This window comes from Streptomyces sp. NPDC006326, assembly GCF_040612915.1.
GTDB lineage: Bacteria > Actinomycetota > Actinomycetes > Streptomycetales > Streptomycetaceae > Streptomyces.
The window spans coordinates 1-13,334 of sequence record NZ_JBEXRC010000085.1; the positions used below are offsets into that span (position 1 = coordinate 1).

Below are 13,334 nucleotides of genomic sequence, written 5' to 3' on the forward strand. Positions count from 1 at the left end.
TTCGGCCACCCTTGACCGCCCGGCCCGCCCCGGAAAGACAAAGACTGCCGGGAAGCCCCCGAAGGATGGCCGGGGGGTGACAGACCAGAAGCGGGCCCGTCAGCGATGGGCGGGCCGTTTCCCGCCGCCCGTTCCCCGTCCGGGGCCGATAGGCCCCCCGTTCCGAGCCCCGGTCGGGTCAAGCCGCAGCTGAGACCAAGGAGATGACCATCGGCGGCGGATCCGGCCACCATCGCCTCAAATCGCTACGCGCTCCTGTCGGCATGGCGTCCGACCGCCGTCCGGGGTCGCTCATAGGCGCGACAGATCGGTACACAGCGGTCCCGGCTTGGCGTCCGGCGGTCGTCTGGGGCGCCGATGGATCTAGGCTGCCATCGCGCAGACGAACGCCTCCGCGGCGAGCTTTACGGCGCTCGCCCTTGAGACCGTGGTGATACGTGACCGTATGAGTGTCAACGGGACCGGGCCTCGCCCAGCTCAACGGCGTAACCGGTTACGTGGTTGGCACCTGCGTCAAGCAGCCGGCCTGACGGGGGGCGGCCGTCACTGTTGGCAGCGACCGAAGGTCACGACGTAGGTTCCGGCGCCGCTCGCCCCGGCTCCACTGCGGTCCGCGGCACCGGGCAGGGCTGCCCGGCCGATGTCGCGCAGGTTCGGATCGAGAACGATCTCGCGATGGCCCCAAGTACTGACGTTCACCCACCAATTGACGGCCGCCTTGGGGGTCCCCAAGCCGCCCCAACCGGTATAGGTGATCTCTCTTACGGCCCATGACCGTGGATTGGGGCAGTACCCGGCACCCATGATGCGGCTCTGCGGTGTGGAATGTGTCTGCGGGTTGGTGTGGGAATCCTTGCCGGGACCCCACCACTTCAGCTGTATGGCTGCGGTGGCGTGCTGCTGTGCCGCCTTCGTCAGGTTCTGATTCACGGTGAGGAGGGGCAGCCCGCGCCTGGCCCGCTCGGCATTGATGAGACAGACCACCACGTCGTTCGCCTGGACGTCATTGCCGCTGCTCGGAGCCCGATTGGCGGCCGCGGTGTCACAACTCAACGCAACGGCCGGTGACGTTCCCGGCGCGAGTGTTGCGGCCATAACTCCGGCTGCAGCGAGACTCAATGCCATTCTTCTGAGGGAAACTCTGCTTCTCACGGAGGGAACACCTCCCGCGAAGATGGACAGTCCCTCCCAGGCTGCCACCTGGTTCATTGGGTCGCATCCGGGCCGCCCTCAGCGCCTGTTCGCCGGCTGTGTAGTGATCTGCCGCATAAACGAGCGGCCATGGGCGGCGGTCGGACGCTATGCCGGGAGGAGCGCGTAGCGATTTGGGGCGCTGGTGGTCCCGGTCGGTCCCGGACGCCCATCTTGTTGGTCTCGGCTGCGGCTTGACCCGACCGGGGCTCGGAAGTGGGGGACGCTCGGCCCCGGATGGGGAACTGGCGGCGGGAGACGGCCCGCCCATCGCTGATCTCCCCGCTTTTGGTTGTCACCCCCCGGCCATCCTTCGGGGGCTTCCCGGCAGTCTTTGTCTTTCCGGGGCGGGCCGGGCAGTCAAGGGTGGCCGAAGGCCATCGCGAAGCGACGCGACGACGAGGAACGAGGAGGAGCGCCCTTGACGGGCCGGCGCGACACGGAAGGACAGTGGACTGACGGGACGCCCCCGGACCCCCTCCGACCCCGCCCCCGGGGCATCCCGCCCCCCCCGCTTCCGTCCCGCCTTCCGTCCCGCCTTCCGTCCCGCCTTCCGAGCCCGCCTGCCGGGACTTCCGCTGCCCCTTACCCCCGCGCCGCCAAGGTGAGGCGGATCGAGCCGTCCTCGGCAGGGGTGACCTCGACGGAGGTGAGGTCGGGGACGTGGGCCGTCGGGGCGTGGGCGGCGGCGCGGGGGCCGATGCCGATCACGCGCATGCCCGCCGCCCGGCCCGCGGCGATGCCGGCGGCGGAGTCCTCGAAGACGATGCAGTCGGCCGGGTCCACGCCCAGCTCGGCGGCGCCCTTGAGGAAGCCCTCGGGGTCGGGCTTGCTGGCCTGCACGGACTCGGCAGTGACCCGTACGTCCGGCAGCGGCAGCGAGGCGGCCGCCATCCGGGCCGTGGCCAGGGCTTCGTCGGCGGAGGTGACCAGTGCGTGCGGGAGGGCCGTCACGGACGCCATGAACTCCGGGGCGCCCGCCACCGGGACCACGCCCTCGGTGTCGGCGGTCTCGCGGGCGAGCATCACCGTGTTCTCGGCGTAGTTGATCTCCATCGGGCGCTGCGGCAGGAGGAGGGCCATGGTGGCGTAGCCCTGCCGGCCGTGGACCACCTTGAGGGCTTCCTGCGGGTCCAGCCCGTGTGACACCGCCCAGTCGCGCCAGCAGCGCTCGACCACCGCGTCGGAATTGACGATCGTGCCGTCCATGTCCAGGAGCAGCGCCTTGGCGGTGAGGACAACGGGGGCGGTGGTGGTGCTGGCCGACATCGGCGGGGCTCCAGACGGGGCGGGAGAAGAGAACAGAGCGGTTCCGTCCACCGGTCAGGGAGTGTGGACGGAACCACTTTGTTCCCACACGATACAAAACGTGGGGCGGTCCGCGCCACCTCTCCTCCGGATCAGCCCGTGCCCTCCAGTGCGCGCCGCGTGGGCGGGCCGTACACGCCCCACTCGTCGTCGATGTTGTTGTTCCACTGGAACTCCGATACGGCCCTCTCCGTACGGTCGTCGAACTTGCCGTTGATCTTGCCGCGGTACAGGCCACGCGCGGCCAGGAGCCGCTGCATCTTCTGCACCTCCGGGCCCGAGTCCCCGTACCGGAGGGTCGGCCCGGCCGCAGGTGCCGAGGTGCTGGGCGCAGCGCTCTTGCTCGCCGACGGGGCCGGCGCGGCCGCGGCCGCGGAGCGGGAGGCGCTGGGGGAAGGGGAGGAGGAAGCCGACTTCGAGGCGGTCGCCGAGCGGGACGGCGAGGTGGAACGGGACGGGCCGGCCGTCGTGGGCTGCGTCGGGCCGATCGGGGCCAGGCTCACCACCGGGGCCGTCGGCTTGTCGTCCAGCAGGACGGTGTCGCTGTCACCGGAGCCCGGGAGCACCCCCAGGGCCAGGGCCGCCGTGCCGACGGCGACCACCGTTCCGGCGCCGGCCAGGATGGTGGGGAGCTGGCGGCGGCGGTTCGGCCGGGGCCGCTTCTCGGGGCCCCCGCCCCCGCCCCACCCCCCGCCCCCGTTCCTGCCATTGCCCTCGGCCCCGGTGTGCGGACGCAGGGTGCCCAGCTCGATGGGCTCGGTCGGTCCGGCCGTCGTGGCCATCCCGGCCGGCCAGGATGCCTGCGGCGGGGCGTCCGGCCAGGTCACCGGGGTGTCGTGCACCGCCGTGCCGTACACCGGTATGCCGTACGCCGGAGTGCTCTGCTCCGCCGCGCCCTCCACGGGCGTGCCTTGCCCCGGCACGCCGTATGCCGACCTGCCCTGCCCCGCCGTCCCGTACCCAGTCGTGCGCTGCCCCGCCGTGTCGTGCTCCGGCATGCCGTACGGCGCCGAGCCCTGCCCTGGGGCGCCCTGCTCAGCCGTGCCGTACCCGGTCGCGCCGTACCCCGGTGTGCCCTGCGCCGGTATCCCGTACGCCGGTGTGCCGTATGCCGGGGTCTCCGCCTCCGGCGGGATGGCCGGGCCGGGAGGGGCGTACGGGGTCGGCGGCTCGGCCACCACGCCGCGCACCGGCTGCGACGGCTGTGGCGGCGGGCCGTCGGGGAGGCCCGGGTGGGGCAGGGTCACGTACGGGCGGATACGCAACGGCTCGAAGCCCGCACCCGGCGCGCACCCGCAGCCGACGCCTACGGCGTCGCATTCTGGACAGCGCTCAGCGCTCACTGGAATCCATCCCTCCTGGGCATTGCCTGCGATTATGCAGACCCGGCGAGGCCCGCCCAACCCACCCGACAGGCCATAACCGGACACACCACTCAGGATGGAAATGTTGATCCGGCCTGAGGAGGAGCGGATGGCTCAGGAAATGACCACGGACGCTGTGGACCCCCTTCCCGACCCGCCGGCATCCGGCCCCGCCGCCGAACACGCCTCCCGCGAGGTGCTCGTCTCCATCGGCGCACTCCTGCTCGGTCTGCTCATCGCCGCCCTGGACCAGACGATCGTCTCCACGGCGCTGCCGACGATCGTCAGTGACCTGGGCGGGATGGCGCACTTGTCCTGGGTGGTCACGGCCTACATGCTGGCCTCGACCGCCGCCACCCCGCTGTGGGGCAAGCTCGGCGACCAGTACGGACGCAAGAAGCTGTTCCAGGCGGCCATCGTGATCTTCCTGATCGGTTCCGCGCTGTGCGGGCTCGCCCAGGACATGCCGCAGCTGATCGCGTACCGGGCGCTGCAGGGCCTCGGCGGCGGAGGACTGATCGTGTTGTCGATGGCGATCGTCGGCGACATCGTCCCGCCCCGCGAGCGCGGCAAGTACCAGGGGCTCTTCGGTGCCGTGTTCGGCGCCACCAGTGTCCTCGGCCCGCTGCTGGGCGGCCTGTTCGTCGACCACCTGTCCTGGCGCTGGGTCTTCTACATCAACCTCCCCATCGGTCTGGTCGCCCTCCTCGTCATCGCCGCGGTCCTGCACATCCCGGCGCGGCCTTCGAAGCACACCATCGACTACCTCGGAACCTTGGTCATCGCCTCCGTCGCGACGTGTCTGGTGCTCGTCGCCTCCCTCGGCGGCACCTGGGGCTGGGGCTCGGCCGGGATCGTCGGTCTGGCCGTGCTGGGTGCCGTCCTGCTCGTCGCCTTCCTCCTCGTCGAGCGGCGGGCCGTCGAGCCCGTCCTGCCGCTGAAGCTGTTCCGGCTCCGCACCTTCACCCTCTGCTCCCTGATCAGCTTCGTCGTGGGCTTCGCGATGTTCGGCGCGATGGTCTACCTGCCGACCTTCCTGCAGGTGGTCCAGGGCGTCTCGCCGACCATGTCGGGAGTCCACATGCTGCCGATGGTGCTGGGGATGCTGATCTCCTCCACCGCCTCGGGCCAGATCGTCAGCCGCACCGGGCGGTGGAAGGTCTTCCCGATCGCGGGCACGGCGGTGACCGCGATCGGCCTGCTCCTGCTCCACCAGCTCCATCGCACCAGCGGCACCTGGGAGATGAGCCTCTACTTCTTCGTCTTCGGCACCGGACTGGGCCTGGTCATGCAGGTGCTGGTGCTGGTGGTGCAGAACGCCGTCAGCTACGCCGACCTCGGCGTCGCGACCTCGGGCGCCACCTTCTTCCGTTCCATCGGCGCCTCCTTCGGCGTCGCCATCTTCGGCACGATCTTCACCAACCGGCTCGACGGCAAACTCACCGCCGCCTTCGCCGGCCTTCCCGTCCCGCCCGGCACGGCCGCCCGGGTGGAGGCCGATCCCCGGGCCGTCGGAGGGCTCCCGCCCGTGCTGCGTCCCCGCGTGCTCGACGCGTACTCCGCGTCCATCACCGACGTCTTCCTCTATGCCGTACCCGTCGTCCTCCTCGCCTTCGTGACCGCCTGGTTCCTCAAGGAGGACAAGCTGCGCGGCTCGGTCACCGCCCCTGACGTCACCGAGACGCTCGCCTCCAATCCCGTCCACCGCTCCTCCCACGAGGAGGTGGCCCGGGCGCTGTCGGTGCTCGGGACGCGTGAAGGCCGCCGCCACGTCTACGAGAAGATCACCGAGAAGGCCGGCTTCGACCTGCTGCCCGCGGCCAGCTGGATGCTGCTGCGGATCAAGAAGTACGGCTCCACCGAGCCGGCGATGCTCGCGGAACGGACCGCCGTGCCGCTGAAGGCGATCACCGAGGCCGCCCGTCAGCTGGAGGAACGCGGCCTCGCCGTACGCGACGGGCTGCCGCTGGTCCTGACGGACCGCGGGCGGGGGTACGCGGAGAAGCTCGCCGAGGCCCGGCAGGAGTCCCTCGCCGAACTGCTCGGCGACTGGTGGGGCCCGGGCCGGCCGACCGACCTGGTCAAGCTGGTGCGGGAGCTCAACGCGGAACTCTGCGGATCCGACGCCGAGGAGCCCTACGACACCGGCCCGCGCCGCGACCACGCCGTGCACTGACCGCGGGCGCCTCAGCGCCTCAGACCAGGCGCTTCTCGAACCAGTGCTCCGCGTACGGGCCGGCGTTGTACGCGGGTATCTCCGCATAGCCGTGGCGCGCATACAACGCCCGGGCCTCCACGAGGTCCGTCCGGGTGTCCAGCCGGATCCGCTCGGCGCCCAGCCCCCGAGCCTCCTCCTCCAGTGCGGCGAGCAGCGCCGCCCCGCCGCCGGTGCCGCGGGCGGCCGGGTCCACGTACACCCTGGTGAGCTCTGCGGTGGCGGGGTCGAGGAGCCGGATGCCGCCGCAGGCAAGGGGCCGGCCGTCCAGGCGGCCGACCACGAACCGGCCCGTCGGCGGGACCAGCCCGTCGTCCGGGAAGTCCAGCAGGCCCTGGTCGATCTCGGCCTCGGTGACGGACCGCTTCCAGTACCGGCCGGCCACCTCCGCGTAGTACGCGCGGCGCAGGGCCGTGGCGTCGGCGGTGGTGAAGTGCTCGGCCGCGACGGTCCAGGTGGGGGATTCGGTGCTCGTGTCCGTGTCCGTGTCCGTGCTCGTGTCCGTGCTCGTGTCCGTGCTCGTGCTCGTGTTGATGTTCATGGCGCCATTGTGGGAGGCGCATGCGGCTCGTCGCGTGGAATATCCACAGGCGCAGGCCGATGATGGGGAAAAGGGTAAATAGGACTAATGGAGGGCGTGAACGCCATGTCAGAGCACCCCGACGCTGCCCTGGTCCGCAGGGGCTACGAGGCTTTCGCCAAGGGCGACATGGAGAAGCTGGCCACGATGATGACGGCCGACGTCATCCACCACGTGCCCGGCAACAACCCGTTGTCCGGGCACCACAAGGGCCGCGAAGCCGTGTTCGACTTCTACCGGCGCCTGGGCGAGGAGACGAACGGAACCTTCCAGGCAGCCCTGCACACGGTCCTGGCGGACGGGCGGGGCCACGTCATGTCCTTCCACACGGCACGGGGCGACCGCGGCGACCGCGGGATAGAGATCCAGGAAGGCCTCTTCTTCACGATCGTCGGCGGGAAGATCAGCGACATCGACCAGTGCACCCAGGACATCGACGAGGAGGACGCCTTCTGGAGCTGATCGGCTCCTCCGACCGCTCCTCCGCTGCCCCGGCCGGCCGCCCCGACGCCCCCGCCCGCCCGGGTTCAGGCCTTCGGCTTCGGGGCCGCCTGCTGCACGACCTCGAACGACCACACCGACGACCCCGAGGCCGCCGGCTTCGGGCGCTCACCCGCGCCCGCGCCGCCACCCTGGTGCGCCGCCTTCATCGGGCCCTCCATCCACGCCTGGAAGTCCTCCTCCGACCGCCACCGCGTGTAGACGAGGTACTGATCCGTGCCCTCCACCGGCCGCAGCAGCTCGAACCACTCGAACCCGTCCGAGTTCTCCACCGCGCCCGCCCGCGAGGCGAAGCGCTGCTCCAGCACTTCCCGCTGCTCGGCGGGGACGGTCAGCGCGTTGATCTTCACGATGCTCATGACCGCCATCCTAGGGATCCCGCGGGGGATATCGTCCTCCCAAGGTAATGAAGTGGTGCATGAAGCGCGGCAGCCAGGCTAAGTCGGGGTTGCGTTCAACAGGGCGGGAGGCCGGCGAGGCGTGGCTAACGCGGCAGAGCACGGTGGTGCGAACGGACACGCCGGGGTCATAGGCGGTGACAGCGGGAGGCTGGGGGCGGCGCGCCTGCTGCTGTGGGCGCTGGCCGGCGTCCTCGCCGTCAGACAGGCCGCCGCCGTACTGCGCGTGCCGCCGGGCGAGTGGCTCAGCGGGTTCCACCTTCCCGGCGCCCTGCCCGGGTCGCTCTACGAGGCCGGCCAGTTCACCGGGACCCCGTTCGCGGGCCTGGTGCTCAAGCCGTTCCTCGGTCTCGCGGCACCCTCGCTGGAGGTTGCCTGGACCTGCGTGACGCTGCTGTTCGTCGCCGCCGTCGGGCTCGTCGCCGCCCGGGGCCTGCCCGACCCCGTGCCGCGGCGCACCGCGCTGCTGGCCGCGCCCGTGCTGGTGGGCCTGATGATGGTCTCGCTGCCCGTGCGCGAGGCGGCCTCGCCCGGCCAGACCGCCGTGCTGCCCGTGCTGCTGGTGCTGCTGGCGGTCTTCAGGGTGCCCGGTGAGCGTGCGTCCGGCTTCCTCCTCGGGCTGGCCGCCGCGCTCCAGCCGGCCCTGCTGCTGTTCGTGCCGCTGCTGTGGCTGACCGGCCGCCGCCCCACCGCCCGCGCCGCCGCCGTCACCTTCGCCTCGGCCACCGCCCTGTCCTGGGCGGCGCTGCCCCGCGACTCCTGGACGTACTGGGTGCACCACCTGGCCGGGACCGGCCTCGGCGGCGCCCCCGACGGCCTCGCCAACCAGTCCGTGCACGGCGCGCTGCTGCGCTTCGGCCTGTCCGGGCCCGTCGAAATGCTGCTGTACGTGGTGCTCGCGGCCGGGATCGCCTGGCTGGGGCTGCGCCGCGCGGTCCGCTACGCCCGGGACGGGCAGCTGCTGCTCGCCGTCGCGATCACCGGCTGCGTGGCCGTCGCGGTGGCACCGACCGGCTGGCGCCACCAGCTGCTGTGGGTGCTGCTGGCGGTGGCGGGCAAGGTCGGCAGGCGTGCGGCGGACCGGCCCGTGTGGCCGGTGGCCGTGGTGCTCGCCATGACGCTGCCCAGCGACGTGCTGCTGCCCAACCTGGCCGCGCTGGCCCCCGTACGCGACAACGTCCTGCTGCTCGCCGCCCTGGCGGCGGCCTGCGCCGTGCCGTTCCTGCCGAGGTCCTCGCCGTACTGGCGCGAGCCGGTCCCGACGGCGTACGGGCGGCCCGCCGCCGCCCGCTGGTCGCGCGTGCCGCTGATGCCGTTCTGGCGGCGCGTGCTGTCGCGCCCCAACCTGCTGCTGGAACTGCTGCTGATACGGGTCGGGTACTCGATGTACTCGCACATCCGGGCCGCCGCACCCACCAGCCGCAGCCTCGCCGAAGGCAACGGCAGCGAGATCCACCGCATCGAGCGGGCGCTGGGCATCGACATCGAGCACGCCGTCAACCAGGCCGTGGTGCACACGCCCTGGCTGGAGAAGTTCTTCAACTTCTACTACACGTCGTTCCACTTCGTGGTGCCGCTGACGATCCTGGCCGTGCTGTACTGGCGCCGCCCGGGCGACTACCGCTGGGCGCGCGCCTCGCTGGGCCTGGCCACGCTGCTCGCGCTCATAGGTTTCTGGCTGTACCCGCTGGCGCCGCCGCGCCTGATGCCCGGCCTCGGTTTCATCGACACCGTGCACGGGCCGCAGGACCTGGCCCACCCGCAGTACGGGGCGATGACCGCGATCTCGAACCAGTACGCGGCGATGCCCTCGCTGCACTTCGGGTGGTCGCTGTGGTGCGGGATCGTGATCGTGGTGCTGGCGCCGAAGGCGTGGCAGAAGCTGCTGGGGGCGCTGCACCCGCTGATCACGGTGTGCGCGATCGTCGCCACCGCCAACCACTGGGTGCTCGACGCGGTCGGCGGCGCGGTCGTGGTCGGCGCCGGGTTCGGGCTGGTCTACGTGCTGTCGGGGCCGCGCGGCGCCGTCCGGGCGGCCGCCGGGACCGCCGTGCCCAAGCCGCGCGAGCCCGAGCGGGTGGGCGCCGCCAGCCGCAGCCGGGCCTGACCGGGCATCTGCGTACGCGAAGGGGTGCCGGGGCGGGCCGTGTGCCCGCCCCGGCACCCCTTCGGTGGATCGCCGCGTCCTGTCAGGATCCGCCGCCGGCCGCGCTGCCGCCACTCGGGGTGGTCGGGGTGCGAAAGGGCCGGCTCTAGCGGGCGGCCGAGCCGCCGGCGGAGAGCCGGTCCACGACGAGCGCGATGGCGGCCTCCGCGGTGTCGGCCTCGGCGATCACGGTGTTCAGGCTGGGGCTGCGGACCCGGAAGCGGCCGTCGGGCGTCGGCTCGGCGGCCGGTGCCTCCACCTCGAAGGGGTGGCGGGTGCGGGAGCTGAACCACAGGGTCCACTGGCGGGTGAACGGGTACAGCCGGCGCAGCTGCGGTTGTGCGGAAGCGGCCTCTATGAGCTCGATGACCCCGCGGTTGAGCGTCTCGGGGCCGCCGCGTTCCAGGATCAGCCGCCATGTCGTGGGCAGCCGCTGCCAGCGGGCATCCACCCGGTCCGCGGTGTCGGTTTCGGCAGCGTGAAGGTTCATCCGCGCAGTGTGACGCCCCACTGGCCCCAGGACAATGCTCCGGACGCCAACGATCCGGCCACGAGCCGCACACGCGGACCCTCCGGCTCGCCCGCCGGGCGACGGCGCTACTCCAGGGGACGGCAGGGGCCGGGGGCGTGGGAGAGGGAGCAGCCCCTGCCGTCCTGGAACCGGTACGGCCACGGTCGCGGTCGCGTTCGCCCGCTCAACCGTGGCTGACCCGGAGCTCCTTGATGCCGTTCAGCCAGGCCGCCCGCAGCCGGCGCGGACCCGCGCCGGCCGGCCGCAGGTCGGGCAGGGCGTCGGCGAGGGCGTTGAAGATCAGGTCGATCTCCATGATGGCCAGGGACTTGCCGAGGCAGAAGTGCGGTCCGCCGCCGCCGAAGCCCAGGTGCGGGTTGGGATCGCGGGTGATGTCGAAGACGTCCGGGTTCTCGAAGACCTCGGGGTCGTGGTTGGCGGAGGAGTAGAACAGCCCCACCCGGTCGCCGGCCTTGATCTTCTGGCCGCCCAGCTCGGTGTCCTGGGTGGCGGTGCGCTGGAAGGACACCACCGGGGTCGCCCAGCGGACGATCTCCTCGGCGGTGGTGGCGGGGCGGGTCGCCTTGTAGAGCTCCCACTGGTCGGGGTGGGTCAGGAAGGCGTGCATGCCGTGGCTGATGGCGTTGCGGGTGGTCTCGTTGCCCGCGACCGCCAGCAGCAGCACGAAGAAGCCGAACTCGTCGGAGCCCAGGTTGCCCTGGCCCTCCGCGGCCACCAGCTGCGTGACGATGTCCTTGGCCGGGCACTCCTTGCGCGCCGCCGACAGGTTCATCGCGTAGCCGATGAGCTCCATCGCCGCGTTGGAGCCGACCTCCTCGGTGATGGCGTACTCGGGGTCGTCGTACGCGATCATCTTGTTCGACCAGTCGAAGATGCGGAGCCGGTCCTCCTGCGGTACGCCGATGAGTTCGGCGATGGCCTGGAGGGGGAGCTCGCACGCCACCTGCGTGACGAAGTCGAAGCTGCCGTCGCCCGCGGCGGCCGCCGCCTCCCGGACGATCTGCCGGGCCCGGTCCCGCAGGGCCTGCTCCAGGCCGCGGATCGCCCGGGGGGTGAAGCCGCGCTGCACGATCTGGCGTACGCGGGTGTGCTCCGGCGGGTCCATGTTCAGCATGATCAGGCGCTGGGCATCTATCTGCTCGCGCTGGATGTGCTCGTTGAAGCGGATGATGGCCGTGTTGGTGGTGGAGGAGAACAACTCGGGGTGCGTGGAGACGTACTTGACGTCCGCGTGCCGGGTGACCGCCCAGTAGCCGTCGTCGTCGAAGCCGGTGACGCCCCGCCGCTGCGGGCACCACCACACGGGCGCGGTCTGCCGCAGCTGTGCGAACTCGGGGAAGGGGACGCGGTCCTGGAGGAGGTCGGGATCGGTGGCGTCGAAGCCTTCGGGCAGCGCGGGACAGGGCATCGGGCGACTCCAAAGTCTGACGGCCCATCAGGAGATTGGCTCGAAGGTAGTAACGAGTTCTAGAAGTGACAAGGGTCTTCGCGTCAACTGTTGCGTGTGGAATCCGTGTAAGCCACGTGCAAGACCCTTGCGTGCCGGGCCCCCGGGTCATAAGACTGCGAGGAGAACTAGAACGCGTACTAGTTCGAGGCGGGGCGCCGGGACGGCCCGCCGCGCCGGCGCAGTGCAGGGAGAGGACGAGCTCATGGCCGCGGAACCCGTCATCGTCGAAGCCGTACGCACCCCCATCGGCAAGCGCGGAGGCGCGCTCGCCAACCTCCATCCCGCCTACCTGCTCGGCGAGACCTACCGCGAGCTCCTCGCCCGGACCGGAATCCAGCCCGACTGCGTCGAGCAGATCGTCGGCGGCACCGTCACCCACGCCGGCGAGCAGTCCATGAACCCCGCCCGCAACGCCTGGCTCGCCATGGGACTGCCGTACGAGACCGCCGCCACCACCGTGGACTGCCAGTGCGGCAGCTCCCAGCAGGCCAACCACATGGTCGCCAACATGATCTCCGGCGGGGTCATGGACATCGGCATCGCCTGCGGAGTCGAGGCGATGAGCCGCGTCCCGCTCGGCTCCGGCTCCAAACACGGACCCGGCAAGCCCTTCCCCGACGAGTGGAACGTCGACCTCCCCAACCAGTTCGAGGCCGCCGAGCGCATCGCCCGCCACCGCGGCCTGACCCGCGAGGACGTCGACCGGCTCGGCCTGCTGTCCCAGGAGCGGGCCGCCACCGCCTGGGCCGAGGAGCGGTTCAAGCGGGAGACCTTCGCCGTCCAGGTCCCGACGACGGAGGAGGAACAGGCCGCCGGGCAGGGCATGTGGCGGCTGGTCGACCGCGACGAGGGGCTGCGCGACACCAGCATGGAGGCGCTGTCCCGGCTCAAGCCGGTCATGCCGACCGCCGTGCACACCGCGGGGAACTCCTCGCAGATATCGGACGGGGCCGCCGCCGTGATGTGGGCCTCGCGCAAGATGGCCCGCGCGCTCAAGCTCAAGCCGCGCGCCCGTATCGTCGCCCAGACGCTGGTCGGCGCCGACCCGCACTACCACCTCGACGGGCCGATCGACGCGACACGGGCCGTGCTCGGCAAGGCCGGCATGTCCCTCAAGGACATCGACCTCGTCGAGATCAACGAGGCCTTCGCCTCCGTGGTCCTCAGCTGGGCCCAGGTGTTCGAACAGGACCTGGACAAGGTCAACGTCAACGGCGGCGGCATCGCCCTGGGCCACCCGGTCGGCGCGACCGGCGCCCGGCTGATCACCACCGCCCTGCACGAGCTGGAGCGCCGCGACAAGGAGTTCGCGCTGATCACCATGTGCGCCGGCGGCGCCCTGGCGACCGGGACGATCATCCAGCGGCTGTAGCCGGCGGGCGCCAAGGCCCCGTGGGAGCCCAAGACCCTGTGGGATGGGAAACAGAAGGCCCCGGTGGCCGGCCTGGGGAGGCCGGCCACCGGGGCCTTCGCACTGCTTTACCGCCGTGCGGCTGCTACCGCTGTACTGCTACTGCTACTGCCACTGCTGCCCAGCGGGACGGTCACCGGCTCAGTACCAGTGGTGGGCCTGCCAGAAGTTCCAGGCGCCGACCGGGCTGCCGTAGCGGGAGTTCATGTAGTCCAGGCCCCACTTGATCTGGGTGGCC

General features: G+C 71.5%; 11 protein-coding genes and 1 pseudogene. 4 read left to right on the forward strand and 8 right to left on the reverse strand.

The window, feature by feature from the left end:
* Positions 1–543: 543 nt before the first annotated feature.
* From ABZ128_RS34515 to ABZ128_RS34525, 3 genes are all read right to left on the reverse strand, one after another.
* Positions 544–1,095: a CAP domain-containing protein gene (locus tag ABZ128_RS34515; RefSeq protein ID WP_356853733.1), complete on the reverse strand. Its 552-nt coding sequence runs from the start codon at positions 1,093–1,095 to the stop codon at positions 544–546.
* Between the two features lie 681 nt (positions 1,096–1,776).
* Entirely contained in the window at positions 1,777–2,460 is a 684-nt protein-coding gene (locus ABZ128_RS34520) for an HAD-IA family hydrolase (protein ID WP_356853735.1), read from the reverse strand.
* Positions 2,461–2,591: 131 nt separating this feature from the next.
* The gene (locus tag ABZ128_RS34525; RefSeq protein ID WP_356853736.1) at positions 2,592–3,746 is read right to left on the reverse strand and encodes a peptidoglycan-binding protein; all 1,155 of its coding nucleotides are present in this window, start codon (positions 3,744–3,746) and stop codon (positions 2,592–2,594) included.
* A gap of 226 nt (positions 3,747–3,972) precedes the next feature.
* Between ABZ128_RS34525 and ABZ128_RS34530 the strand changes: the two genes are divergently transcribed.
* The gene (locus ABZ128_RS34530; RefSeq protein WP_356853737.1) at positions 3,973–6,039 is read left to right on the forward strand and encodes an MFS transporter; all 2,067 of its coding nucleotides are present in this window, start codon (positions 3,973–3,975) and stop codon (positions 6,037–6,039) included.
* 19 nt (positions 6,040–6,058) lie between these two features.
* Here ABZ128_RS34530 and ABZ128_RS34535 read toward each other — a convergent pair whose 3' ends face one another.
* Positions 6,059–6,619, reverse strand: a complete 561-nt coding sequence (locus ABZ128_RS34535) for a GNAT family N-acetyltransferase (protein WP_356853738.1) — start codon at positions 6,617–6,619, stop codon at positions 6,059–6,061.
* A 105-nt stretch (positions 6,620–6,724) separates the two neighbouring features.
* Here ABZ128_RS34535 and ABZ128_RS34540 point away from each other — a divergent pair, with 105 nt between their 5' ends.
* Complete coding sequence (locus ABZ128_RS34540) at positions 6,725–7,120, forward strand: nuclear transport factor 2 family protein (RefSeq protein ID WP_356853740.1); 396 nt, start codon at positions 6,725–6,727, stop codon at positions 7,118–7,120.
* 65 nt (positions 7,121–7,185) lie between these two features.
* On the opposite strand, the gene ABZ128_RS34545 is transcribed toward ABZ128_RS34540, so the two are convergent.
* Positions 7,186–7,518: an antibiotic biosynthesis monooxygenase gene (locus ABZ128_RS34545; protein ID WP_356853742.1), complete on the reverse strand. Its 333-nt coding sequence runs from the start codon at positions 7,516–7,518 to the stop codon at positions 7,186–7,188.
* 169 nt (positions 7,519–7,687) lie between these two features.
* Between ABZ128_RS34545 and ABZ128_RS34550 the strand changes: the two genes are divergently transcribed.
* On the forward strand, positions 7,688–9,664 hold the full coding sequence (locus ABZ128_RS34550; RefSeq protein ID WP_356853748.1) for a bifunctional glycosyltransferase 87/phosphatase PAP2 family protein: 1,977 nt from the start codon (positions 7,688–7,690) through the stop codon (positions 9,662–9,664).
* Positions 9,665–9,809: 145 nt separating this feature from the next.
* On the opposite strand, the gene ABZ128_RS34555 is transcribed toward ABZ128_RS34550, so the two are convergent.
* Together ABZ128_RS34555 and ABZ128_RS34560 are read right to left on the reverse strand one after the other, a co-directional pair.
* Positions 9,810–10,193: a DUF6193 family natural product biosynthesis protein gene (locus tag ABZ128_RS34555; protein ID WP_356853743.1), complete on the reverse strand. Its 384-nt coding sequence runs from the start codon at positions 10,191–10,193 to the stop codon at positions 9,810–9,812.
* 205 nt (positions 10,194–10,398) lie between these two features.
* A complete protein-coding gene (locus ABZ128_RS34560) occupies positions 10,399–11,643 on the reverse strand; it encodes a cytochrome P450 (protein ID WP_356853745.1) in 1,245 nt (414 codons plus the stop codon).
* A 244-nt stretch (positions 11,644–11,887) separates the two neighbouring features.
* Between ABZ128_RS34560 and ABZ128_RS34565 the strand changes: the two genes are divergently transcribed.
* Positions 11,888–13,057: a steroid 3-ketoacyl-CoA thiolase gene (locus ABZ128_RS34565; protein ID WP_356853747.1), complete on the forward strand. Its 1,170-nt coding sequence runs from the start codon at positions 11,888–11,890 to the stop codon at positions 13,055–13,057.
* 180 nt (positions 13,058–13,237) lie between these two features.
* Here ABZ128_RS34565 and ABZ128_RS34570 read toward each other — a convergent pair.
* A pseudogene (locus ABZ128_RS34570) lies at positions 13,238–13,334 on the reverse strand (lytic transglycosylase domain-containing protein); the annotation flags it as partial.